The sequence below is a fragment of the Agrobacterium tumefaciens str. B6 genome, from assembly GCF_001541315.1.
Classification (GTDB): domain Bacteria; phylum Pseudomonadota; class Alphaproteobacteria; order Rhizobiales; family Rhizobiaceae; genus Agrobacterium; species Agrobacterium radiobacter.
Window position 1 is genome coordinate 294,854 of record NZ_LMVK01000045.1, and the last position, 24,846, is coordinate 319,699.

Below are 24,846 nucleotides of genomic sequence, written 5' to 3' on the forward strand. Positions count from 1 at the left end.
TGCTCCGGCGGTCTGGATTGATTGATAGTTTTCCTCTGGCAAGGTCAGCGGAAAAGGCCTGATTAGGCGGCGAGGTCTTCCGCTTCGGTTCCCTTGAACATTTTTGCGAGGTTCAGGAAGCAGATCATGCCGTGTTCGTTGGCAATGATGCCTTCCGAATACGACTTGTCGAAGGAGGCCGAGATCTCCGGAACCGGCTGAACCTGGTTTGCCGGGATCGTCAGAATGTCGGAAACGCGGTCGACCAGCATGCCGATGACCATGTTGTGCACTTCCGCCACCACGATGGCGCTTCTCTCATTGGCGACGGTGCTCTTCATGCCTAGCTTGTGGGCCAGATCGATGATCGGAATGACAGAGCCGCGCAGGTTCATGACGCCGATGACGTCTTTCGGCGCGTGGGGAATGGGCGTTGAAGGCGCCCAGCCGCGAATTTCGCGGATGGTCGTCGTCTTCACGCAGAATTCCTGATCATGCAGGCGGAACGCGATGATTTCGAGCGTCTCACCGCCAAAATTGGTAGAGTTAATCATTGCCATCAGAATTCTTCCCAATGCTCGCTGTGGAGGCCGGCGCAAGTGCACCGACACTTGCATATGCGGATTTGGCGTTCTGCCTGGTGCCTGAACAGCCGGAAAACAATATTTCCGTCTTCAATGGAAGATTCGTAGCATGAGATGGTTTCGCAAACCTAAATGCGAAGCGGCCCTGGAGTGTTTTCGCTTTTCTTCGAATTGCGAAAATACTCTCTTTGATTTTACGCATTGTCCGGACGTAAAACCGCTACGCACTTTTACTGGAAATACTAATATTCCTTCTCGTAAAATATGCCGGCTGCGCCTTCGCCATCGCCGCCCGCTTCCCCGCGCAATTTCACGCCCCGCCCGACATCGAGGTTGATGATGGCTTTTGCGCCGGACTCGCCGCTTTGCTGCAGTTCGAGATAGGTTCTTTCGTTCAGATATTTACCGGCGGAAACGCGGGCCTGCCCCTCGGAGTCGGTCGAAATATCGAGATCGTCGACGCCGAGATTGCTTCTGAGCTTGTCGAACAGTGAGGTGGAGCGTCCGCCTGCCAGCTGGGCGGCGGCATCGGCGAGCCTCGCGATCTGCAGAGCCGAGAGGTTCGACATGGACTGGCCGAAGATCAACTGTGCCATCACCTCGTCCTGCGGCAGGGCGGGCGCCGAGGAGAAAGCAAAGGTCGGATCGTTGGCAGTGCCGGAAACGGACACGGTGATAGTCGTTGAGCCGACCGTCGAGTCCGCCTTCATATCGAGGACCGGAACGAGGCCGCCACCAAAACTGATATTGCCTGTCGTGAAATCGAGGCGGCGAGTGAGGATTTCGAGCCGGCCACGACGCATTTCAAAGCCACCGGAAATGACGGGAACGGCTGCCGTGCCACGGATCGTCAGATTACCCGTGAGTTCCGCATCGATGCCGCGGCCGCGCACGAAGATACCGCTTGGTGCATTCACCTGCAGATCGAGATTGATGGTGGACGAGCTGCCGCTTCCGCCCTGATCAGCCCCGAGCGCTTTGGCCTGCGCGCGCACCTTTGGTGGGGCGTTCTTGTGTTTGACATCGATCTCCGTCAGCGAGGCCGGAAGCTTTTCCGGAATGGTGATGGCGCTTCTGTCCAGCGTCAGATTGCCGCCCAGCACGGGGGAATTCAGCAGCGGGCCTTTCAGCGTCAGCGTGCCGCTTACCACCGTCGTCACCAGCGTGCCGTCATTATAACCGGCGCGATTAAGCGTGATCGATATATCGGCGGGGAAACCCGAACCGCCTGATATGCCGACGCTGCCGGTTCCCGAGATCGTTCCACCGCCCGCCAGCTTGCCCGTCAATCGGGAAATGACGGCGCGGTCGCGGTCGAAGGTGATGGTGGCGCCCAGATCGTTGATGGTCAGGTTCCTGCGCACGTCGGTCAGGCGCGTACCATCGGTGGTGATGCTGCCGGTCACGACGGGCGCGGAAGCGCTGCCGGAAATCTTGACGTCGATGGCGGCGGTGCCATCCACATCGAGGCCCTGCGCTGCGGTTTGTGCCGCGACGGCGGAGAAGGGCAGCCTGCCGGAAAATGCCATGGAAAGTGGACGATTGCCGGCGATGCCGAGCGAGCCGCCGCCGGAAAGCGACATGCCGCCCTGGCCGGACACATTGGTGTCGATCTGCAAGGTGCCGCCGGCAAAACGGCCATTCGCCTTGATACCGAGCGCCGCGAGCCCCGCTGCGCGTGTCTGCGCGACCTCAGCATTGGTCCAGTTCAGATTGTAATCGACCGCCGGATTCGACGCTGCACCCTTGGCGCTCACCGTGCCGGAGATACTGCCTGCCGCATCCAGCCCAGTGGCGAAGGCATTTGCGAGACTGGCGGGCAGCGAACGGATATCGGCATTGATGTCGAGAGTTGACCCGGCGGTGCCGTTGACCTCGACCCGTCCTTCACCCGTGATGATGGTCAGACCGGAGATGCGGGCCGTGCCGTTCTGGATGGCGATGGTGCTCGGTTTTTCAAGCCGTACTGCAATGCCCTTGGGCGCGGCGGAAAAGGCGTCAATCCGCACCGTCATCGGCGAACCACCGGTGTCAGCGCTGCCCTTTACCACCAGCGGCGCGTTGTCGTAACGGCCGTTGACGTCGAACTGGGTTGTCGTGCCGGAATGTCCGATGGTGGCATTCAGGCCAGATATCGCGGCGGCGCCGGCATTGACGCTATCGGCGCTGACCTTGCCATTGATGGCAAGAGCCTGAAGATCATCGATGGAAATATCGGCGGCGAGCTTGGAGATCGTTGTTGTGCCCTGGCGGATGCTGCCGCCATTGGCCTTTATCGTCGCGGCGATCCGCCCATTGGCGTTGCTCAGGGCGATGTCGCCAGCAATATCGCCATCCGCCTGCTGCGCGGCGAGTGCGGCGAGCAGCGCAAGGTCGGGGAAATTGAAGGAAAGACTGCCCGATGGCAGGAACTGCTGCGAGAATTGCAGCTGCCCGTTCAGGATATTCCGGCCCACCGCCACGTGCAGCTCGGGCATCGCCGTGCCGTTTTCGGTCTGCACTACATCGGCATTGGCGTCGATCTTCTGCCGGTCGAGACTGCCGCTGGCGGTGATTTTTGCCTGAGGCGCAGCCGGGTCGGCCTTGCCTGTTGCATTGACCTTCAGCGCTTCCAGCGTGCGTCCGGCAAGGATGGCGCTTTCGGAACTCAGGGTGACGTTGAAATCCGGTGCGGCAAGCGCGCCGCTGGCCTCGATTGCAAAATCGGCGACGCCCTTTGCCTGCGGCGTCAGTTTCTCGAGCGCCGGAAATTTACCCGTCAAGCTGGCGCTTAATGCCTCGTTTTCGAGGCTGACATTGCCCGTGGCTTCGATCGTTCCCGATTTGACGACAAGGTTTTCAACGCTGGTGCGTCCACCGATCGTCAGGTCGATATCGCCCTGGAGGGCGATGGTCGTATCGAATTTTTCCGCGAGCGCCGGTGGAAGGGTAGCGGGCAGTGCGAAGAGCTGAATGCCGGAGGTGAGGCGATTGCCGGCGAGATCGAAACTGCCGTTCAGCGTGCCGCCGACACTGGCGCTTTCCAGCGTCGCGCCGTCGAAGCCGATGGCGGAAGAGGTGAGGCGGAGCGGGGCCTTGCTGGTGAGTGGCGCACGCACCAGCCGGTCGATATCCGGGCTGACGAAGGATGATTGCGCCACGGACAGGACCGTCGCGATCGTGCCACTGCGGTTGGCAACGTTGAGATCGGCGCTTTCGGCCGTCAGCTTGACATCGTCAAGCCGGCCTTGCGGCAGGGAAAGGCTGCGCAGCGATACGGTCGTGTTGAGATGCGCGGCCTCCGCTCCACCCTTGAGGGAAAGATCGAGGCCGTTGATGAGAGCCTGAACCTCGCCATTCTCCAGCGGCCAGCGAAAATCCACGGGCCCGGCGGTGCCGATGAGATTGGCGGCAAGATCATTTTCACCGTTCGGATCGACGGAGCCTGATGCCGTCAGCAGCAACGTGCCGGTCTCCAGCGTGCTGCTACCGATTTCGATGCGGCCCTGCGGCGAAAGGGTCGCATTTGCATCAAGCTTCGTCTCGCCGGCAAAAAGCTGGCGGAAGGCCGGGGGCAGAAGCAGGTCCGGCTGGCCACCGCCCGTAATTTCGATACGGCGTGTGCCATCATCGCCAAGAAGGTGGCGACCGGTCACATTGACGACGGGGTTACCGGCGACATTGCCGCGCAGGGTGCCCGTCCAGTCTGAAAGCGGGCCTTCACCGTTGAGGTCTATCGCCACCGCAGGTGTGCCGGGAAGCGAAAGCAGTGTGGCGAGAAGCCCGCCCTCGGGCTCCTTCATCTCCGCTTTCAGCTTCAGGACGTTCTCATTCGGAAGGAAAGCAACGTCGGCGTTAACCTCCGCATCCGGTGCATTCAGCCGGTGGGCCGTGAGCGACAGCCTGATGTCGTCGCGGGCGGCCTTGAGGCTGCCTTCAGCGGTCAGGTCGAAAGGGCGGCCGAGAAGTGATTGCCCAAGGCTGATATCGGGAAAGCTGAAATTGTCGACGGCGACTTCGATCGGCAGCGAGGAATTGCTGGAGCTCTTGGTCGGCGTCTGCTCTGACGCAAGCGGTTTACGCTCGACATCGATCGATCCGGCCGAGACGCGGTCGGCGTGGAAGGTACCGGCAAGCAACGAAAGCGGCGACCAGTCGACGGCGATCTGGTTCACGCGGGCATAGGGGCCCTGCCGGTCTGAAAGGGTGACATTGTCAAGCCGCAGGCGACCGGTCAAAAGGCCGCTCGGGGGAGAAATCTCGATCACCTGATCGGGCGTGGAAACGAGTGATGAAATCTGCGTTGCGGCGATCCTTGCGCCCATCGGCGTAAGACCGACGAACAGAACCGCGAGCAGCACCAACACCACGCCGAACAAAGCAGCGTAGCCCAGCCATTTCAGCAATCGAATCAACATTTTCATAAAGGGTAATCTACACTCTGTTGCAAGGGTGTTCGACTGCGGCGTTTAAAAAGACTGGCCGATGCCAGCATAAATGCCGAAACTGTTGCCACCATCGTATTTTTCAAGCGGCATGGCGACATCGAGACGCAGAGGCCCGAAGGGCGTCGCGTAACGCAGGCCGATACCGGCGCCAGCCCGGATATCGGAAAAATCGGGTGTCACTTCATCCGAAACAACACCCGCATCGATGAAGGGCACGATGCCGATTGTATCGGTGACCTTGATGCGGGCTTCGATGGAGCCGACCACATAAGAACGGCCGCCCGTTGCGTCGCCAGCGGCATTATACGGCGATATTTCCTGATAGCTATAGCCACGCACCGATCCGCCGCCACCCGCATAAAAGCGCCTTGTGGTGGGAATGTCCTGCAGATCGCTGCCGCCGACGAGCACGCCGCCGGAAAGCTTTCCGGCCATGATCAGCCGGTCTTCGGCGCCAATCCCTTTGTAGCCCGAGATGGAGCCTTCAAAAGAGGAAAAGAAGGTGCCGTTCAGCGCTTCATAGCTAGGCTTGGCGGCCAGCGATGCGCGGAAGCCTTCGGTGGGGTTGAGCTTGTCGTCGCGTGTATCACGAACGAATTCCAGCGGTATGGAGGTGGTGAGGTATTCGTTCTTGCCGAATGCGTCTTCGGTATCGGCCCATTGCACCTCGAGACCGGCTGCCGCAGTGTCAGTGTCGTTCAGCTCGTAGGCGAAACCGGCTGTGCCCGTCACTGTCTTGGCGTCGTATGTATCGGGGTGTTCGGTCTTGGCAATCAGGCTGGTCTTGAAGGTGGTGCGCGGATTGAACATGCCGGGCTTGGTGAAAGTAATACCCGCCGAATAATCCATGCCTTCGACGCTCGATGCTTCGGCGATGCGCGAGACAGAACCTTCGATACGCAGCGATTCTGCCTGTCCGAACAGGTTCCGGTGGCCCCAATAACCCTGAAGGCCGATGCCTTCCGTGGTGGAGTATTGTGCGCCGACGCCGAAATAGCGGTGTTTGCCTTCAGAAACCTCGATGGTGAGCGGAATGGTGCCGTCGCGCGCCAGCGTTCCCGCTTCCTTGATCGTCAGGCTGGAAAAGACGCCCAGCTGGCGCAGCCGGTCGGCGGCCTTGCGCAATTTTTCCGGCGAATAGGGCTCGCCGCCATTGAGGCGCGAATAACGGCGGATGAAATCGCCATCGACGGTTTTTTCACCTGTTACCGTCACCGTGCCAAGGGGCGCCACGGGACCGCCTTCGGCCCCCATGGTGATATCGACCGTGTTCGTCGCGTGGTTGGCGACAGCCTCTCGTTTCGTCAGCTTCGCAAGCGGCCGGCCTTCGGCCTTCAGATCATCGATCAGCTTGTTGCTGGCGCGGATGATGGCCAGAGAACCGGCGTCGCCCCCGGTCGTCAGGCCATATTCCTCAAGGTTGCGGCCGGTCACATCGCCTTCAAGCCTGACATTGCCAAGTTTGAAGACCGGGCCGGGCGTTACCGTGATCACCACGGGCACCGGAGCGGAATGATCGAACAACGGATTTGGCGGCAGGCTATCCACATCCTTGCCGGCGACGGTGACCTTGACGATGCCGCCATAACGGGCGTTTTCATAAAGCGCCGCAATCAGCCTGTCCCTGTCGTCTCTTGCCTTTATCAGAAGGCCAAGATCGCCTGAGGCCGGTTTTTCCTTGTCCGCCAGGAGAAGCGAGCTGTTTTCCAGGCTGTCTTTCAGGGATTTGTCGGCGTCCTGGGCATCAAGCGTGACGGCGTATTTGACCGGATTGATAACCTCGACCTCCGGTTCTTCCGAACCCCAGAGGCGCATGCCGAACAGTTTGAAGGCGAACGCGTCACGGGTAAACGCCGGATACAGGGCGAACGTCACAGCAACCGCGAGAGCGGTGCCGGCTTTCCGATACGCAATACCTGTCTTCGGGTTAGTTCGTGTTCTTCGCATAAGCTGCTTTATGGTTGAGCCTTTATTGTCGCCCTAACCCGTTTCCTGTCCGTTAACATTGCAATTTAATCATAAATAAACGGCTTTGAGGACCCTCCGCCCTGTCTTTTGCCCGCCATAACGCAAAAAGCCCCGGATGACCGGGGCTTCTGTGCAACGGTATTTCGCGAAGCGATTAGCGGCAACGTGCCGTGTAACGCTGACCGTACTGGTCGCGATAATAGCAATAGCCCGGCTCGGAAGCATTGCCGAACAAAGCCCCGCCGACCCCGCCGATCGCTGCGCCAACTGCCGCGCCGCGAACATTACCCGTGATGGCTCCACCAATAACAGCGCCGGAAACGGCACCGATCGAAGCGCCCTTTTCCGTCTGCGTGCAGCTTGCAAGCGACAGGCCGACGAGCGCAAATATGATTGCCTTTTTCATGAAACTCTCTCCAACGTTACAATGAGCTCTTCGGCTCGGTAGGCGTCCCATATTTATCTGCGGCGACTGCTACCTCCGACCGCCACAGATAACTAACAATTCGATGTCGTTTAGGGAAGCCTCATCTTCCAGGCATTCCTGCGAGCGTAAATCGATTGTGTGCCAGACAACGGCGCCACGCGAAAAAGGTTCCAAATCTCGCGGTTTTTTGATGTGAATCAATTTTGTACTTTTCATCAGCGTCTATAAACGGTTTATTGGAATGGTTCAAAACAACGGCGAATTGACGCAGACGTGGTTAAAGCAGCTCGCAAGGGTTGACGGTCCCGGTGTCGAGGCAGAAAAACGATCTGGTCAATTCTGGAGCATGGCATGGACTTCGAGGCATTTTTCACAACGGAACTGCAAAGCCTGCATTCTGAGGGACGCTATCGCGTTTTTGCGGATATCGAACGCCAGCAGGGCAATTTTCCCCGCGCGACACGGTACAACGCCAATGGCGAACGCAAGGACGTAACCGTCTGGTGCTCCAACGACTATCTGGGCATGGGCCAGAACCCGAAGGTCATCGAAGCCATGAAAGCCGCTATCGATCACTGTGGCGCGGGTGCGGGAGGCACCCGGAATATTTCTGGTACCAACCATTATCACGTCCTGCTTGAACAGGAACTTGCCGACCTCCATGGCAAGGAATCGGCGCTGATCTTCACCTCGGGTTATGTGTCCAACTGGGCCACACTCGGCACGCTCGGTCAGAAAATTCCGGGCCTGATCATTTTCTCGGATGCGCTCAACCATGCATCGATGATCGAAGGCATCCGTTATGGCCGTTGCGAGCGGGTTATCTGGAAACACAACGATCTCGAAGATCTCGGAGCCAAGCTCAAGGCTGCCGATCCGAACGCGCCGAAGCTGATCGCTTTCGAATCCGTTTATTCCATGGATGGCGATATCGCGCCGATCAAGGAAATCTGCGATCTGGCCGACCGTTATGGCGCCATGACCTATCTCGATGAAGTTCATGCCGTCGGCATGTACGGCCCGCGCGGCGGCGGCATTGCCGAGCGCGAAGGTCTCATGGATCGCCTGACGATCATCGAAGGAACGCTCGGCAAGGCCTTCGGCGTTATGGGCGGTTATATCACCGGGTCCACGGCGGTCTGCGACTTCATCCGCTCCTTCGCCTCCGGCTTCATCTTCACGACGGCCCTGCCGCCGTCGCTTGCCGCCGGCGCGATCGCATCGATCCAGCATCTGAAGGCAAGCCCCTTCGAGCGCGCCCGCCATCAGGACCGGGTGCGCAAGCTGCGCGGTCTTCTCGATGCACGCGGCATTCCGCATATGGACAATCCCAGCCACATCGTGCCTGTCATGGTGGGTGATGCCGCCAAGTGCAAATGGATTTCGGATATCCTGCTCGACAGTCACGGCGTTTATGTGCAGCCGATCAACTATCCGACCGTGCCGCGCAAGACCGAGCGCCTGCGCATTACCCCGACGCCGCTGCATAGCGATGCCGACATCGAGCATCTCGTCGGCGCGCTGCACCAGCTCTGGTCACATTGTGCACTGGCGCGTGCGGTGGCGGGAGGCCGCAGTTAAGATAAAAGAAGACCGGGCCGCGTTTACGCGGCCTTTTCTTTTGTGGCGATCAATTCACGGGCGTGACGACGGGCTTCCTCATCCGCTGCGAAGACGTCTTCGATGGTCGCGGCAGATCGGCCGTCATGCATGCGGTCCATGACCGTTTCGACGATCTCGGCCATATCGAGAAAACCGATGCCGCCCGCGACGAAGGCGTGAAAGGCGGTCTCTTCGGCGGCATTTAGGGCTGCGCCCTGCAAGCCGCCGCGCTCCAGCGCCGTGCGGGCCACACGGATCGCCGGGAAACGGGCTTCATCCGGCGCTTCGAAATCGAGCCGCGCCAGTTTTGCGAAATCCAGCCGCTCGACATTCAGATTGCCGCGTTGCGGATAGGTGAGGGCATAAGAAATAGCGGTGCGCATGTCGGGAGAGCCGAGTTGGGCGATATAGGAACCATCGGTATAACCCACCATCGAATGGATGATCGACTGGGGGTGGACGATCACCTCCACCTGATCGGGCCTGAGATCGAAGAGATATTTTGCCTCGATCATTTCCAGTCCCTTGTTGAACATCGAGGCGCTGCCGATCGAGACCTTCAGCCCCATCGACCAGTTGGGATGGGCGCGGGCGATATCCGCCGTGACATTGGCCATCTCGTCGCGCGACCAGGTACGGAACGGCCCGCCGGAGGCCGTCAGCACGATGCGCTCCACGGCCTGCTTATGTTCGCCCGTCAGGCACTGGAAGATTGCGCTGTGCTCGCTGTCAACGGGGATCAGCCGGCCGCCGCCCTGCTTGACCGTGCGCAGAAAAACATCACCAGCCGAAACCAGGCATTCCTTGTTGGCGAGGGCTATATCTGCGCCGCGCCGCGCGGCTGTCAGCGTCGGCGCGAGACCGGGGGTTCCGGCAATCGCCGCCATCACCCAGCCGGCATCCATCGATGCCGCTTCTTCGAGGCCGGATTTGCCTGCCGCAACCTCTATGCCGGTGCCGGCAAGGGCCGATTTCAGCGCTTCGTATTTGTCATCTTCAGCCGTGACTGCCAGCCGCGCGCCGAATTCCCGCGCTTGTTCCGCAAGGAGAGCAATGTTGCCCGCGCCGGTCAACGCCGTGATCTCGAACGCGTCGCGGCCACCCAGCTGACGGACCACATCCAGCGTGCTGGTGCCGATCGAACCTGTCGAACCCAATATTGTCAGCTTGCGTGGCATTTCACTGGCATCCGTCATTTTCAGTCCGTCGGTCGTTTCCGGTTCGCACCTCTTGGTGCCTGTCATTCTCCCGAAATCGTTACGCACTTTCGGGCAACATGCATTAGCCTCTACTCGCGAAAACCAGCCATAACAAGGACAAAGCCCGGGCTATTGTTTTTGCGGAGGGCAAAGCCATATGCAAGAAAAACAATGAGAGGATATTGATGCGACGTTTCCTGGTTTCCAGCGGGTGGATTTTTGCGGCAAGCCTTGTGCTGGTCCTGGTCTTCATTCCTTTTGATCCGCGTCTTTCCGAAAGTGCGCAGGCCCTGCCGGGTGGGGTGGTTTCCTTTAACCGCGCGATTACCGATTTCGGAACCTTCAGCTGGATGCTCTATTCCACCGGCCTTCTGGCGATATTGGCCTATGTCGCCGCACGGGTTTTAAAGGCACAGACCTACAATGGACGCCTGAGGACGGCATGGCGGCTTCTGGCTTATTTCTTCCTGACGATCGGAACGGCGAGCATTCTCGTCCATACGCTGAAATTCCTGATCGGGCGGGCGCGGCCGGAGCTTTTTCTGGAAATGGGCGCCTACAGCCTCACTCCTTTCACTGGTGACAATCTCTATGAAAGTTTCCCCTCCGGCCATTCGACAGCCGCCGGGGCGTTTTTCGGCGTTTTCGCCATGTTGATGCCGCGCTTCCGCTGGGCGTTTCTTTTGCTTGCCCTTGTCATCGGTGTTTCGCGTGTCATTGTCGGCGCACATTATCCAAGCGATGTCGCCGCCGGGCTGTTGCTCGGCATGTGGACGGCCATGGCCTTCGCCTTTATCTTTGCCCGGTCCGAAATGCTGTTCCGGTTTGACGCGCAGGGCTGGCCGCAGCCGAAAAATGCAAATCTTCCGGCGGCGGATACACGATAGAGACTTTCAGCGGGACATAGGGGGAAGGTGATGGAAGAGGCGACAAACGCTCCGGAAAATGACGGCAGGTCCGTTCAGCGTATCCGCACGTCCGTCGCCGTGGCCGGCGGCGGGCCGGCGGGCATGATGCTTGGCCTGCTGCTTGCGCGCAGCGGTATCGATGTCGTCGTTGTCGAGAAACACGGGGATTTTCTCCGCGATTTTCGTGGCGACACCATCCATCCCTCAACGCTTGAATTGATGGAGCAACTCGGTTTTGTCGATGAGTTCCTGACCCTGCCGCATACGCGTGCGCCAAGGCTGAATGCGGTCATCGGCGGCGAGCGTGTCACGATAGCGGATTTTTCCCGCCTGCCGGTCCGTCACCGCTTCATCGCCTTTATGCCGCAATGGGATTTTCTCAATTTCATTGTCGGCAAGGCGGGGCAATACGAAAATTTCCGATTGCTGATGAATGCGCCGGTGACCGGCCTGATTGAGAGCGGCGGGCATGTTGGTGGTCTCACGGTCAGCACACCGGAAGGCATCATCGAGATCGAAGCCGATCTGGTGGTGGGAGCGGATGGCCGTAACTCCACCGTTCGCGAGGCGGCGGGGCTGGAGGTGCAGCGTTTCGGCATTCCGACCGAAGTACTGTGGTTGCGTCTTTCGAAACAGCCTGGTGATCCAACGGAAACCATGGGGCATGCCGGCTCGCGGCAGGGTTTCGTCATGATCAACCGGGGCGATTACTGGCAATGCGGTTACGTGGTGCGAAAGGGATTTTTCGCGGACATAAAGCTGCAGGGAATTGAAGCCTTCAGGGACAGGGTTGCGGAAATCTGCCCTTTCCCACGCGAAAGGCTGGATGAGCTCAAGAACTGGGACGATGTGCATCTCCTGACCGTCCGTATCGACCGGCTGAAGCGCTGGTGGAAACCGGGTCTGATCTGCATTGGTGACGCGGCCCATGCCATGTCGCCTGTCGGCGGTGTCGGCATTAATCTGGCCATTCAGGATGCGGTTGCGGCGGCCAATATATTGGTGCCGGTGCTCGTATCCGGCCGCGCCGTTACCGACGACGATCTCGCCGCAATTGAAAAGCGGCGATCTTTCCCGACCAAGGCCACGCAATTTCTGCAGCGGATGATGCGTATCGGCGGCAAAAAGGGACGGGCCGATGCGGAAAAACCGAAAGGACCGCCAGCCTTTGTGCTGGCCATCATGCGGTTTCCGCTCCTTTCACATCTGACCGGCCGGCTGGTGGGGCTGGGTTTCCGCCGGGAAAAGATCGAGACGGTGTGACGCCGCTCAGGCAGTGCCAGCGGCTTCTTTCTCATATTTCAGCCCGATAACGGCGGAACCGATCAGCCCCGGCTCAATGCGGCAGATTGCGGGCACGACTAGAGGGCGATCGAAGCGCCTGAGAATGCGGCTCCTGACCACCTCGTCCAGAGCCGCGAGAAGCGCCTTCGAATTGGAAAGTCCGCCGCCGACCGGCACGATGGTTGCGCCGGTCACGTTGATCACCATCGCCAGAGGCGAGGCGAGAATATCGATGAGGACATCGATGGTTCTCGCGGCCTTCGCATCGCCCGCCTGCCAGGCCGCAATAATGTCCTCGCTGGTCATCTCCTGCCGGTGAAGATGCGAATGCAGTTTTTCCATGCCACGGGCGCTGCCGATTGCGTCGACGCAGCCGGAAAGGCCGCAACCGCATTCGAAACGCGGCAGTGAAACCGGCGGGTTTCCGGCCAATGTCGCGGCCACCGGCCCGTGCCCCCATTCGCCGGCGAAACCGCCGTCGCTGTTGATGAGCTTGCCGTCGATGACAAGGCCACCGCCGACACCCGTTCCGAGGATGACGCCGAAGACCACGCGATGGCCTCGCCCGGAACCGATTTCCGATTCGGCGATCACGAAACAATCCGCATCGTTCGACACGATGACGGGAAGGTGCAGCGCCTTTTCCAGCTCGTCCTTCAATACCCTGCCATGGATGCTCTGAATATTGGCGACAGTGGCCTTGCCGGTGTCGGCGTCGATGACGCCGGCAATCGACAGCGACACGCAGGCGGGTGTGCCGCCGCTATTATCGATGATGGATTTCAGGCCGGCGGCGAAGTCTTCAAAACTGGTCTTGGGCGTCGGGATGCGCGGCACGGGGCGAATATCGTCGGGAGCGTAGGCAATCGCGCCCTTAATGGTCGTTCCGCCTATATCGAAACAAACGATCATGATTCAGGCTCCGGAACGTGCGGCATCGTGGATTTTTTCTCCTGATATCCATGTCGAATGCATCTGAAGGTCGGGTGTCAGCATGACGAAATCCGCATCGAAACCGGGCAGGAGTTTACCTTTGCCGGAGGCGCCGACCGCCTCGGCGGGATAGGCAGAAGCCATTCTCAAGGCCTCTTCCAGCGGTGTGTCCAGCTTTTCATGCATGAAGCGGACGCAGGAGAGCATATCGATATCCGCCCCCGCCAGCGTGCCGTCTTCAAGCGTCAGCCGGCCGCCGTTGCGATAGACGCGCCTGCCATTCAGTTCAAAACCGTCATCGTCCGTGCCGATGGTGGACATGGCGTCGGTAACGAGGAAAATGCGGCCAGGACTATTCTTGGCGCGAAGCGCTATGCCGATCGCGGCGGGATCGACATGGAAACCGTCGGCGATCAGCCCGCAATCCAGCTTCCCGTTAGAAAGTGCCGCTCCCACCAGCCCCGGCTCGCGGTGGCCGAGCGGGCTCATGGCGTTGAAGAGATGTGTCACCATGGATGCACCGGCCTCGGCATAGGCCGTCGCCACGCTGAGGCCCGCATCGGTATGGCCGAGACTGACGACGATTCCGGCCTTGCGCAGCGCCGTAACCTGCTCCTCGGTTACGTTTTCCGGGGCGATGGTTGTCAGCACGAATGGAAGCTTCGCCTTGCAGCCCGTCAGAATCGCAAGATCGGCCGTTTCCATCTTTCGGATCAGCGCCGGATCATGGGTGCCCTTGCGTGCGACGGAAAGATGCGGCCCTTCGAAATGCAGGCCGAGAAAGCCGGGCACCCCAGCCTTGTGGGCGGCGATGCCGGCTTCGGCGGCTCTGGAGGTAATGTCCGGCCGGTCGGTGATGAGTGTGACCATCAGCGCCGTGGTGCCGAATTGTGCATGGGCTGAGCAGATGCGGGCAATGCCTTCCACATCCGGCTCATTGTTGAACATCACGCCGCCGCCGCCATTGACCTGGAGGTCGATGAAGCCCGGCGCAATAAGCAGTCCTTCCGCATCGATAATGTCGGCGTCTGGGGGTACGGACATGCGGTCGGCTATGTCGCCAACACGGCCGTCACCGGTCACCAGCACCTTGCCATCGTGCCACCCGGCGCCATCGAAAATGCGGGCGCCGACAAATGCCTTGCTGCTCATTGGGTTTCCGTCACCTTCTTCAACGCCACGGGCGCATCCGGATTGAAGCCGCGGGCGCGCGACAATTGCTCGATGAAGCCGTAAAACGGCGCGATCAGCAACAGGGCGTCGGTCAGCGGATGATTGGTTTCCACGAAGGGCAGGGGCTTGGCCGGGCTGCCTTTTGTGGAGGTGACGAAAACGCTTGCGCCCTTGCCGGCGAGACCGGCCGCTATATCCGTTACGGAGGTTTCGGCGCGGTCACGCGCGGCAAAAGCGATGACGGGAAATTTCGGCGCGACCAGCGAAACGGGGCCGTGCATGACTTCCGCCGAAGAATAGGCCTCCGCGTGGAGTTCGCAGGTTTCCTTGCATTTCAGGGCGGCTTCCGCGGCAATGGCGAGAGCCGGACCGCGGCCTAGCATATAAAGCGATTCCTCGCCCTTGACTGCTTCGCCGATCTGGCTCCAGTCGAGCGCGATGGCCTTGGCGAAATTCTGCGGCAGGGCGCTGACGGCCTTGGCAAGCAGGCTGTCTTCCGTCCATTCGGCAAGGATCGCGAGGCCGGCGACGATGGAGTTGACGAAAGATTTGGTTGCCGCCACCGCTTTTTCAGGACCGGCCTGGATGTTGATGGCGTGATTTGCCGCTTCGCCGAGCGCGGAGGGCAGGGTGTTGACGAGCGAGAAGGTAAGCGCGCCACCCCTACGGGCGCTTTCCGCCAGAGCGACGATATCTGGGCTTTTACCGGATTGCGAGACGGCGAAGGCCGCCGCCCGGTCCAGCCGCAGTTTCGTCTGGTAGATCGAGGCGAGCGAGGGGCCGAGCGAAGCGACTGGCAGCCCGGTCTGCAATTCGATCGCATATTTCAGGAAATGCGCGGCGTGGTCGGAGGAGCCGCGTGCAATGGTGACGATAACGGCCGGGTCACGGGCCCTCAGGTGAGCGCCGGCTTCCCGGAAGTCGGCATTGGCATTGTCCAGCAGGCGGGCGACTGCATCGGGAATCTCATCGATTTCCTGGCGCATCAGGGTTGTCATCGTTTCATGTCCTTGATCAAGGTTTGTCACTCGGGACCCATCGTCAGTTCGGCGACGAGGTCATAGGCGTCACTGCGGTACAGTGCGCGGGATATTTCCATGAGGCGTCCGCTTTCCAGATAGGCCATTCGCTGAACGGAAAGGGCTGCCGAGCCTGGCGGGACCCCAAGCAGCAATGTTTCCTCATCGGTGAGGTTGCGGGCGGAGATGCGCTGAATGGCGCGCACGGGGCGAATGCCGCTTTTCTCGAGCTCCAGATAAAGCGAGTTTTCAACCAGTTGCGGGTCGGGCAGAATATCGCCCGGCAGGCTCGTGACTTCGAGTGCGATCGGCTGGTCGTTGGCGAGACGCAGACGTGTGAGTCGCGCCACCATGGCGGATTGGGAAAGGCCGAGCGCCATCATCTCGTCGCCGGTCGGGTGGAACAGGCCTCTGTCCAGCCAGCGTGTGCTCGCTGTCATCCCGCGCCGGCGCATGTCCTCGGTAAACGAGGTGAGCTTGGTCAGGGGCTGCTGCATACGGGTGATGGGCTTGACGACAAAAGTGCCCGAACCGTGCCGGCGGACCAGAAGACCATCGCGAACGAGATCATCCACCGCCTTGCGCACCGTGACGCGGCTGACGCAGGCGCTTTCGGCAATATCGCGCTCCGGCGGCAAGGCGTCGCCATGCTTCAGGCGGCCGCCATTGATGGCGTCTTCAATCGTCTGGCGAAGTTTCAGGTAAAGCGGGCCGCCGCCTGATTGCAGGTCATCCAGATTAAGCGCTGCCCCGTTCATCCATAACCTCTGTCACGATCCATGTGGTCGGCGATATGGCCGGCTCTGGCTATATCATATGCCGCGTAATCAGCAATACCAAAATAAAACCATTGTCGGATTTGTACGATTAATCGGTTATTTTTTCGATGTTTTGCCTGATAATAAGGCCATGTGCTTGATATTTTCGCATTAACCAAAAAAAATTTCCCGATAACGGAAATGCTCTGGACGATTGGCATTTTTTTGGTATTGTTTTGTGCGTTGGTGGCCGGCGGCGATCTGTTTCGCACCTGTCTCGACGAAAAAATCGGTTTCCAGCTGGCGGCAGCGTTAGTGAAATCGAATTTAACTTGACCGTCGTGAAAATTAATTTCATCGTGACGGAAAATTATCGCAGATAACTGGATGGCCAGCACAGAAATGGTCGCTTCTGCGAAAATGAATTACGAATGAACAGGGAACAAAGTTCATGAAGGTGGGAATTATCGGACTCGGATTCCGTCTCGGTTATCTGGGCTACGTTTTTCATGAGATCGACAAGGATTTCGAGATCGTCGGTTATGTCGATCCCGCGCCGGCAGGCCTGCCGGGTCTGCAGGAAAAGGGCATTTCGGCCGGCAAGGCTTACGATAGTCCCGAGGCGCTGATCGCAAACGAAAAATTCGATCTGTTGATGATCGGCTCGCCGAACCATATGCATCTTGAACATATCCGCATCGGGCTTGAGGCCGGCTGCACCATCTTCTCTGAAAAACCCATCGTCGTCAGCATCGAGGAAAGCCTCGAACTCGCCCGGTTGCTCAACAAGCACGGTCACGAGCGGCTGCTCGTTGGTCTGGTCCTGCGTTATTCCCCGCTCTACCGCGATCTGCGCGCCGCGCAGGCCGAAGGCAAGCTGGGTGATGTCGTTTCCATCGAGGCCTCGGAACATATTCCGCCCTATCACGGCGCATTCTTCATGCGTGACTGGCGGCGTTACGAGAATTATTCTGGCTCCTTCATGCTGGAAAAATGCTGCCACGACCTCGATCTTTATAATGGCGTGGTCGGTGCGCGGCCGCGTTTCGTATCGAGTTTCGGCGGGCGCAAGAGCTTCACGCCGGCGAACGCGCCGCAGAATGACGGTATCAACGACATGGAGGGTTACCATCGCAAGCCGAGCGGCTGGATGGGCTCCGAAAAGGTCTTCGACAGCGACGGCGACATCATCGATTACCAGACGGCGATCGTCGAATATGAGAACGGCGCGTCGCTGGCCTTCCATACCAATCTCAACGTTCCCGATGATTTCCGCCGCTTCTGCGTGATCGGCGCCAAGGGCATGGCCGAGGGTGATTTTGTTCGCGGCTTCCTGAACGTGCACAATGCCCGGACCAATGAAAAGACCGTTGCCAAGACCTATTCGGCGGCGACCACGCTCTCGCAGCATTATGGTGCGGATGAGCAAATGGCGGAGGACGTCATCGCCCATATTGTCAAGGGTACGCCGCTGCCGGTTTCCGCACTCGATGCGATAGAGGCCGGAATTCTGGCGCTTGCCATGGATGAAGCGCGCCATGGCCGTAAAGTGATCGATCTCAAGCCGGTGTGGGAGGAGTATGATCTGGCGCTACACGGCCAGCCTAAATCCCCCGCCGTGAAATCGGCTTGAGGGGCGCGGCGATGGATGCGAAACGCAGCGCGGTCGTCTTCGCCTGGCTTCTTCTTCTGCCGGCGCTGTTATACATCACGGTTATCGTTGCTTATCCGCTCGTCGATACCTTCATCCTGTCCTTCACCGATGCGTCGCTTAGAAAAACGACGAACTGGGTGGGATTCATCAACTACGAGAAGATTTTCAACGCGACTTTTGCCGAGGTCATCACGCGGACCTTTATCTGGACGTTCTTTTCCGTCTCGATAAAGATGATCATCGGCACATTTGGTGCAGTCCTTCTGAATTCGGCCGTTCCTGGTCGGGCGCTGTTTCGCCTTTTGACCATGCCGCCATGGATCGTGCCTATGGCTATCGGCATCTTCATGTGGGGCTGGATGTATAACGGCCAGTTCGGCATGATTTCCGGTGTCCTTCAGAACGTGGGTCTGGTGGACGGTCCGGTCGCCTTCCTCGCCTATGGCAGCACGGCTTTCTGGGCGACGATCATTACCGATGTGTGGATCGGCGTGCCGATGGTGACGCTTTATCTGCTGGCGGCGATCCAGGCCATTCCGCAGGATCTCTACGAGGCAGCCTGGACGGATGGCGCCAGCCGCGCCTACCGCTTCCGCCGCATCACGTTGCCGCTGATGCTGCCTGCCATGATCACCATGTCGATGATCTCGCTGATTTCGACCTTCAATTCCTTCGACATCATCTGGATCCTGACACAGGGCGGACCGACGGGCCAGACGACGACCATGATCATCGACACCTACAAGACGGCGATCGGTTCCTACAAATACGGTGAGGGCGCGGCGCGTGCAGTGCTGATCTGCATCTTCCTGTCCATATTCACCTACTTCTACTTCCGCATCACCAGCCGTATCTCGCAGGAGACCAGCCGATGACCGACAAAAATGCGATGATCAACCGTTACAGATGGTATGAGATCGTCGGGATTTATTGCGGCATCGCCGTATTCCTGACCTTCGTGCTGGCGCCGTTTGTCGAAGGGTTTCTGGTTTCGCTGAAACCGCTCAGCCTGCTTTTTTCGTCACCGTATAAGTTTTGGCCAGAAAACGGCTCCTTCGAAGCTTACCGGACCATGTGGGTCAGCGTTCCCGGCTTTGCCCGCTACGTCTTCAACTCTTTCTTCATCTCGACAATATCGACCATCATCGTTCTGCTTCTGGTGGTGCCGGCGTCCTATGCTTTCGCGCGGTTCCAGTTTCGCGGTCGCGGGCAATTGCTCGGCGCGTTTCTGGCGATCAACATGTTCTCCGGTGCGGTGCTTTTGATCCCGCTTTACCGGCTGATGCGCAATATGGGCGTGCTGAACACCTATCTGGCGATGATCATTCCCGGCGCCGCCTTTTTGATCCCCACTGCCATCTGGCTTTTGCGAACCTACATGCTGCGTATTCCGCGCGAACTGGAAGAGGCGGCCTATGTGGACGGCGCGAGCTATTTCTATACCTTCCGCCGGGTGATCCTGCCGCTTGCGATGCCTGGCATTGCCGTCGTGTCCATCACCACCTTCATCGGTGCTTATGCGCAGCAGTTCATCTTCGCGCTCACTTTCAATTCCAAGACCGAATATATGCCGCTGCCCATCGGCCTGTTTGCCTATTTCGGTCGTCAGGAAGTCGTCTGGAATGAGTTGATGGCGGCCAGCTTCGTCGGCATTGCGCCGGCCATGGTCGTCATCTTCTTCATGCAACGCTATCTCGTCAGCGGGCTTACCGCCGGCGCGGTGAAATAATCAACAATAGGAACGACCACCAGAAAACGGGAGACTATCTATGGCACTGAAACATTACGGATTGGCGCTTTGCGCCTTCGCATTTGCCGGTTCCACTGCCCTTGGCACGGTGGCGGCACACGCCGCCGACAAGGAGATCAGCTGGATCTATTGCGGCGACAAGATGGACCCCATCCATGAAAAATACATCAAGGAATGGGAAGGCAAGAATGCCGGCTGGAAGGTCGTTCCGGAAGTCGTCGGCTGGGCGCAGTGCCAGGACAAGGCAACCACGCTCGCAGCCGCCGGCACTCCGGTCGCCATGGCCTATGTCGGTTCGCGCACGCTGAAGCAGTTCGCACAGAACGACCTCATCGTTCCGGTGCCGATGACCGAAGACGAAAAGAAGACCTATTATCCTAACATCGTCGACACGGTTACCTTCGAGGATACGCAGTGGGGTGTGCCCGTCGCCTTCTCGACCAAGGCGCTCTATTGGAACAAGGACCTCTTCAAGCAGGCCGGTCTCGATCCGGAAGTGCCGCCGAAGACCTGGGCTGAAGAGATCGCCTTTGCCAAGCAGATCAAGGAAAAGACCGGCGTCGCCGGTTATGGTCTGCCCGCCAAGACCTTCGACAACACCATGCACCAGTTCATGCACTGGGTTTACACCAATAACGGCAAGGTCATCGACGGCGACAAGATCACCGTCGACAGCCCGCAGGTTCTTGCAGCTCTGAAGGCCTACAAGGACATCACGCCTTACTCCGTCGAGGGTCCGACGGCCTACGAGCAGAACGAAATCCGCGCCATCTTCCTCGATGGCAAGGTTGGCATGATCCAGGCGGGATCGGGTGCCGCACCCCGCCTGCAGGAAACCAAGATCAACTGGGGGATCGCAACCCTGCCGCTCGGCCCTGAAGCCAAGGGTCCCGGCACGCTGCTCATCACCGACAGCCTCGCGATCTTCAAGGGAACCGGTGTCGAAGAAAAGGCGACTGAATTCGCCAAGTTCATCACTTCTCCCGGCCCGCAGGGCGAATACGAACTGCAGGGCGGCGCTGGCCTGACCCCGCTTCGTCCGTCGCCGAAGGTTGATGAGTTCATCGCCAAGGACCCCTTCTGGAAGCCGCTGATCGACGGTATCGCCTATGGCGGTCCCGAGCCGCTCTTCACTGACTACAAGGGCTTCCAGGACACGATGATTGAGATGGTGCAGTCTGTCGTTACCGGCAAGGCGACACCGGAAGATGCCGCAAAGAAGGCCTCTGCCGCTCTCGAGCAGTACAAGTAATCCACTTTTATACGGTTGCGGGCGCAGGTCGCCCGCAACCTCATAATTCGTTGCGAGAATACCCGCCGCAATGACGGCAGGAGCTTCTCGTGTGTTTTAACGGTTCCGATAAGGCGCGATTTTTCCGTGTCGCGGAACGTCTCTGAACGCAGCCTGATGTCGGCTGGTGACGGGAGAGGCAAGTTTTGGGTCAGCTTTATCTCAACAACGTCCGCAAGAACTATGGACATTTCGAAGTCATCAAGGGCGTTCAGCTCGACATCAGGGATGGCGAGTTCGTCGTTTTTGTCGGCCCCTCGGGATGCGGTAAATCCACATTGCTGCGCATGATCGCCGGCCTTGAGGATATTTCCGCCGGCGACATCGTCATTAACGGTGTGAAGGTCAATGACTTGCCGCCGGTTAGACGCGGCATCGCCATGGTGTTCCAGTCCTATGCGCTCTATCCGCATATGACAGTTTTTGAAAACATCGCTTTTCCCCTCCGCGTCGAAAAGATGGAAGAGGGCAAGATCAAGGAAAAGGTCGAGGCCGTCGCCAAGATCCTGCAACTCGACCAGCGCCTGCAGCAGCGTCCCGGCATGTTGTCCGGCGGCCAGCGCCAGCGTGTAGCGATCGGTCGCGCCATCGTTCGCGAGCCGAAGATCTTCCTGTTCGACGAGCCGCTTTCCAACCTTGACGCCGCACTTCGCGCCGACATGCGTATCGAGCTCACCAATCTGCATCGGACGCTGAAGGCGACGATGATCTACGTGACGCATGACCAAGTGGAAGCCATGACCATGGCCGACCGCATCGTGGTGCTGAATGCGGGCGAAATCTCCCAGGTCGGCGCGCCGCTGGAACTTTACCACAAGCCCGCAAACCTGTTCGTCGCCGGTTTCATTGGCAATCCGAAAATGAATTTCCTGAAGGTCACCTGCAAATCCGTCAGCGCCGATGGTGTGACCGTGGAGTATGAGGGCCAGACAATCACCGTGCCGGTGGAGCCGCGCGCCGGTCTTGAAGGCACGCAGCTGACGCTCGGCATTCGCCCGGAACATACCGGTCTCGAAACGGCCGACCTGAATATCAAGGTCGCGCCCAGCGTTATCGAGCGGCTGGGTGTAAATACGATCGCTTATGGCGTCGCGCCCACGGGTGAAAATTATTGCGCGCTTCTTTCCGGTTCCGCGCCGGTTGTTGTCGACGAACTCATCGTCACCGGCATTAAGGCGTCGGACTGCCATCTGTTCGATGAAAGCGGCACAGCGCTGGAACGGCGCGTCGATCTCTCCGTCCTCAAGCTGATACAATAAAGGGCAGGAACCGGGCCATGAAATCTGTCTCCCCATGCCCGGTTTTCTCTGACGAGATCCATTTTCGTCGGTTTTCTTCTTCGTCTTCCAGACGAAAAAATAACGCCGGGCTTTCGGCCCGGCGTTCGAAACTGTCTGCCAAGTCCGTTGGATCAGGGCATAGGATTGGGCATGTAGCCGGTGAAACCGCTGATCTTCCAGCGGCCCTCATGCAGCCGGCAATAATAGAGCGTCTGCCATTTCATCACGTCGAAGCTGCCATCGGCCTTGCGAAGCCCGCCGTCGAACTTCTTGCGGACCAGCGCGGTCTCGCCTTCCACTTCGATTTCTTCCAGCGTGGTGGTCGTGAAGATCGCACCCCGCGGGTCTTCGGCGAATTGCTGTGTCTGGAAATCCTGCGCCTGCCGCAACCACTCGTCGCGATAGGCCTCAAGCGATGGGAAGGACAGGCGCCAATTGTCCGGGTTTGCATCCCGGTTGGCGTTGATGCCGAGAAAGCCGTCCTCGACGAAATCATCCGCGACCTTCGACCAGTCGGCAGTAAGGAATGCGTCGATGTCCCGCGTCACCAGCATCTCCCAGATAGAATGGCGGGCGACGTCCGTTGCGGGAAAGGGGTTTTTGAAGGGGTCACGCATGGTTTGGGTCCGTTTTTGAAATTATTTTCAAGATTTGGAGTTTTCTCTGGTGAAGATTGTTGGCATATGCTCATCTATCAATCAACAGAGAAAATAATTTTCAAATCAGAGGTGTCCGTCGTGTCGTCAATGGGACGAAACAGGATCGATTCAGGGGGCTATGCGGTTGACGGGCGCGCTTTATTAGGGTGCATCGGTAACGGAGCCAAGGCTTAAGTTTTGGCGGAACGGAGACCGGTGAACATGGATATTTTCGCAAGGATACAGGAAGACAGGGGGCAGTTCTCGCAATCGGAACGGCGGATCGCCGATATTCTGGTTTCGGACTTCGAATTCGCCGTCAATGCCTCGATCATCGAGCTTGCGGCCCGCGCCGAAGTATCTCCGCCGACGGTGACGCGGTTCTGCCGGCGTCTCGGCTGCCAGAGCTTTTCGGATTTCAAGGTCAGCCTCGCCAAGACGGCCTATGTGGGTATCCGGTATCTTACCTCCGAGCCCTCCAGCGCCGGCCCTTCCGATGTCGCGGAGGAGGTGCTTGCCAAGGCGCAGGAAGCGCTTTTCCTGCTGCACAGGACGCTCGATCCCGCCCTTGCCGATGAAGCGGCGATCAGGATCGCCAATAGCGGCATGATCTACGCCTTCGGCGCGGGCGGCAATTCCTCGATGATAGCTTCGGAAATCCAGAACCGGCTGTTCCGCCTGGGTCTGCGCGTTTCGACCAGCGCCGATCACAGCATGCAGCTGATGATGACCGCCGCTGCGCGCAAGGAAGACGTCATCATCGGTTCGTCCTTTTCCGGCCGCAACATGGAACTGGTGAAATGTTTCAGGCTGGCGCGGGAAATGGGGGTTACCACCATTGCGCTCACCCAGAGCGACACGCCTGTTGCCGCGGCTGCGGATATGGTGGTGGCCGTTAATGTACCCGAGGGAAACAATATCTTCCGCCCCACCTCATCGCGCTACGCCTATCTGGCCGCCGTCGATGTTCTGGCGACGCTTGCTGCCTATCACCAACGGCAACGGTCGATGGTGACGTTGCGTCATATCAAGCAGCAGCTCGTGGAACATCGTGACCCGGATGACAAGCAATTGCTCGGTGATTGAGGGCGGTATGCCGAAAAACACAGGCTGCTTTGCCGGAGACCTCGCTTTGTGGCGGGTCGTAAAGCTTCAAGGGAGTTGTAGGAGATGAAGGACAGGAAAGACCAGCTCGCCGTCGTTACCGGCGCGGCAGGTGATATTGGTCGGGCAATTGCTGCGGCGCTCGCTGAAAGCCATGCAAAGGTAGTGTTGGTCGATATCGATCCCGACGCTCTTTCGGGCGCGCTATCCCTGCTTTCCGGTCCCCGCTTCGTTGCGAAAACCTGCGATGTCACCGATCCGCAGGACCTTGAGAGGCTGGCCGCCGAGGTTGCGGAACTGGGTGATGTCGCGACCCTCGTCAACAATGCGGGTGCCGCAAGGGCGGTCAGCCTGCATGACACGACCGCCGACATATGGCGCAAGGACAATATCCTCAATCTGGAAGCCCCGTTTCTCTGCTTCAGGGCTTTCGAGGAGGCGTTGAAGCGTACCCAGGGGTCGGTGGTCAACATCACCTCCGTCAACGGCATGGCGGTATTCGGCCACCCTGCATATAGCGCGGCAAAGGCCGGGCTGATCCATCTGACCAAGCTGATCGCCGTCGAATACGGCAAATTCGGCATCCGCTCCAACGCCGTTGCGCCGGGCACTGTGCGCACGCAGGCATGGGAGGCGCGGGCCGCCGTCAATCCTCAGGTCTTCGAGGAGGCGAAGCACTGGTATCCGCTGCAGCGGATCGTGCGACCTGAAGATGTGGCCAATGCGGTTGCTTTCTTGGCCGGCCCGCAGGCCGCCGCCATCAGCGGCGTGTGCTTGCCGGTTGATTGTGGTCTCACGGCGGGGCAGGCACCGCTTGCCCGGACTTTCTCGCAATCCGAACACTACTGATTAAAACCGTCTCACCGGT

21 protein-coding genes are annotated in these 24,846 nt (G+C 59.1%); 10 read left to right on the plus strand and 11 right to left on the minus strand.

The window, feature by feature from the left end; translation table 11 throughout:
- Positions 1-62: 62 nt before the first annotated feature.
- The 4 genes from ASB65_RS22415 to ASB65_RS22430 all read right to left on the minus strand — a co-directional run bounded on the left by ASB65_RS22415 (position 63) and on the right by ASB65_RS22430 (position 7,364).
- The gene (locus ASB65_RS22415; RefSeq protein ID WP_003504949.1) at positions 63-539 is read right to left on the minus strand and encodes a chemotaxis protein CheW; all 477 of its coding nucleotides are present in this window, start codon (positions 537-539) and stop codon (positions 63-65) included.
- 266 nt (positions 540-805) lie between these two features.
- Positions 806-4,966: a translocation/assembly module TamB domain-containing protein gene (locus ASB65_RS22420; protein WP_060725412.1), complete on the minus strand. Its 4,161-nt coding sequence runs from the start codon at positions 4,964-4,966 to the stop codon at positions 806-808.
- A gap of 45 nt (positions 4,967-5,011) precedes the next feature.
- Complete coding sequence (locus tag ASB65_RS22425) at positions 5,012-6,937, minus strand: autotransporter assembly complex protein TamA (protein ID WP_080868361.1); 1,926 nt, start codon at positions 6,935-6,937, stop codon at positions 5,012-5,014.
- 175 nt (positions 6,938-7,112) lie between these two features.
- Positions 7,113-7,364: a YMGG-like glycine zipper-containing protein gene (locus ASB65_RS22430; RefSeq protein ID WP_060725414.1), complete on the minus strand. Its 252-nt coding sequence runs from the start codon at positions 7,362-7,364 to the stop codon at positions 7,113-7,115.
- A gap of 372 nt (positions 7,365-7,736) precedes the next feature.
- Between ASB65_RS22430 and hemA the strand changes: the two genes are divergently transcribed.
- Entirely contained in the window at positions 7,737-8,966 is a 1,230-nt protein-coding gene (gene hemA, locus ASB65_RS22435; RefSeq protein ID WP_060725415.1) for a 5-aminolevulinate synthase, read from the plus strand.
- A gap of 23 nt (positions 8,967-8,989) precedes the next feature.
- Here hemA and dxr read toward each other — a convergent pair whose 3' ends face one another.
- The gene (dxr, locus tag ASB65_RS22440) at positions 8,990-10,183 is read right to left on the minus strand and encodes a 1-deoxy-D-xylulose-5-phosphate reductoisomerase (RefSeq protein WP_060725473.1); all 1,194 of its coding nucleotides are present in this window, start codon (positions 10,181-10,183) and stop codon (positions 8,990-8,992) included.
- 188 nt (positions 10,184-10,371) lie between these two features.
- On the opposite strand from dxr, the gene ASB65_RS22445 reads away from it, so the two are divergent.
- Positions 10,372-11,073, plus strand: coding sequence for a phosphatase PAP2 family protein (locus ASB65_RS22445; protein ID WP_060725416.1), 702 nt, complete (start codon positions 10,372-10,374; stop codon positions 11,071-11,073).
- Between the two features lie 30 nt (positions 11,074-11,103).
- Positions 11,104-12,357, plus strand: coding sequence for an FAD-dependent oxidoreductase (locus tag ASB65_RS22450; protein ID WP_060725417.1), 1,254 nt, complete (start codon positions 11,104-11,106; stop codon positions 12,355-12,357).
- 6 nt (positions 12,358-12,363) lie between these two features.
- Here the strand turns inward: ASB65_RS22450 and ASB65_RS22455 are convergent, their stop codons facing one another.
- Genes ASB65_RS22455 through ASB65_RS28355 form a run of 5 tightly spaced genes read right to left on the minus strand, consistent with a single transcriptional unit; the run spans position 12,364 to position 16,659 of the window.
- Complete coding sequence (locus ASB65_RS22455; protein WP_003504929.1) at positions 12,364-13,290, minus strand: ROK family protein; 927 nt, start codon at positions 13,288-13,290, stop codon at positions 12,364-12,366.
- A 3-nt stretch (positions 13,291-13,293) separates the two neighbouring features.
- Positions 13,294-14,463: an N-acetylglucosamine-6-phosphate deacetylase gene (nagA, locus tag ASB65_RS22460; RefSeq protein ID WP_060725418.1), complete on the minus strand. Its 1,170-nt coding sequence runs from the start codon at positions 14,461-14,463 to the stop codon at positions 13,294-13,296.
- A complete protein-coding gene (locus tag ASB65_RS22465) occupies positions 14,460-15,482 on the minus strand; it encodes an SIS domain-containing protein (RefSeq protein WP_060725419.1) in 1,023 nt (340 codons plus the stop codon). Before ASB65_RS22465 ends, nagA begins: the two co-directional genes overlap by 4 nt.
- A gap of 26 nt (positions 15,483-15,508) precedes the next feature.
- Positions 15,509-16,261: a GntR family transcriptional regulator gene (locus tag ASB65_RS22470; RefSeq protein WP_003504923.1), complete on the minus strand. Its 753-nt coding sequence runs from the start codon at positions 16,259-16,261 to the stop codon at positions 15,509-15,511.
- Positions 16,258-16,659: a hypothetical protein gene (locus ASB65_RS28355; RefSeq protein WP_153463647.1), complete on the minus strand. Its 402-nt coding sequence runs from the start codon at positions 16,657-16,659 to the stop codon at positions 16,258-16,260. The genes ASB65_RS22470 and ASB65_RS28355 overlap by 4 nt, the downstream gene beginning before the upstream one ends.
- A gap of 53 nt (positions 16,660-16,712) precedes the next feature.
- On the opposite strand from ASB65_RS28355, the gene ASB65_RS22480 reads away from it, so the two are divergent.
- From ASB65_RS22480 to ASB65_RS22500, 5 genes are all read left to right on the plus strand, one after another.
- Positions 16,713-17,894, plus strand: a complete 1,182-nt coding sequence (locus ASB65_RS22480) for a Gfo/Idh/MocA family protein (RefSeq protein WP_060725420.1) — start codon at positions 16,713-16,715, stop codon at positions 17,892-17,894.
- 11 nt (positions 17,895-17,905) lie between these two features.
- Positions 17,906-18,790: a carbohydrate ABC transporter permease gene (locus tag ASB65_RS22485; protein WP_060725421.1), complete on the plus strand. Its 885-nt coding sequence runs from the start codon at positions 17,906-17,908 to the stop codon at positions 18,788-18,790.
- Positions 18,787-19,644 (plus strand): carbohydrate ABC transporter permease, encoded by an 858-nt coding sequence (locus tag ASB65_RS22490; protein ID WP_003516772.1) that lies wholly within the window; start codon positions 18,787-18,789, stop codon positions 19,642-19,644. The genes ASB65_RS22485 and ASB65_RS22490 overlap by 4 nt, the downstream gene beginning before the upstream one ends.
- A gap of 40 nt (positions 19,645-19,684) precedes the next feature.
- Entirely contained in the window at positions 19,685-20,917 is a 1,233-nt protein-coding gene (locus tag ASB65_RS22495; protein ID WP_060725422.1) for an extracellular solute-binding protein, read from the plus strand.
- Positions 20,918-21,102: 185 nt separating this feature from the next.
- Positions 21,103-22,215: an ABC transporter ATP-binding protein gene (locus ASB65_RS22500; protein WP_060725423.1), complete on the plus strand. Its 1,113-nt coding sequence runs from the start codon at positions 21,103-21,105 to the stop codon at positions 22,213-22,215.
- Between the two features lie 152 nt (positions 22,216-22,367).
- Here ASB65_RS22500 and ASB65_RS22505 read toward each other — a convergent pair whose 3' ends face one another.
- Entirely contained in the window at positions 22,368-22,853 is a 486-nt protein-coding gene (locus ASB65_RS22505) for a hypothetical protein (protein ID WP_060725424.1), read from the minus strand.
- 243 nt (positions 22,854-23,096) lie between these two features.
- On the opposite strand from ASB65_RS22505, the gene ASB65_RS22510 reads away from it, so the two are divergent.
- Both ASB65_RS22510 and ASB65_RS22515 read left to right on the plus strand, forming a co-directional pair.
- Positions 23,097-23,960 (plus strand): MurR/RpiR family transcriptional regulator, encoded by an 864-nt coding sequence (locus tag ASB65_RS22510; protein ID WP_060725425.1) that lies wholly within the window; start codon positions 23,097-23,099, stop codon positions 23,958-23,960.
- An 84-nt stretch (positions 23,961-24,044) separates the two neighbouring features.
- Positions 24,045-24,827, plus strand: a complete 783-nt coding sequence (locus tag ASB65_RS22515; RefSeq protein ID WP_003504903.1) for an SDR family oxidoreductase — start codon at positions 24,045-24,047, stop codon at positions 24,825-24,827.
- Positions 24,828-24,846: the final 19 nt, after the last annotated feature.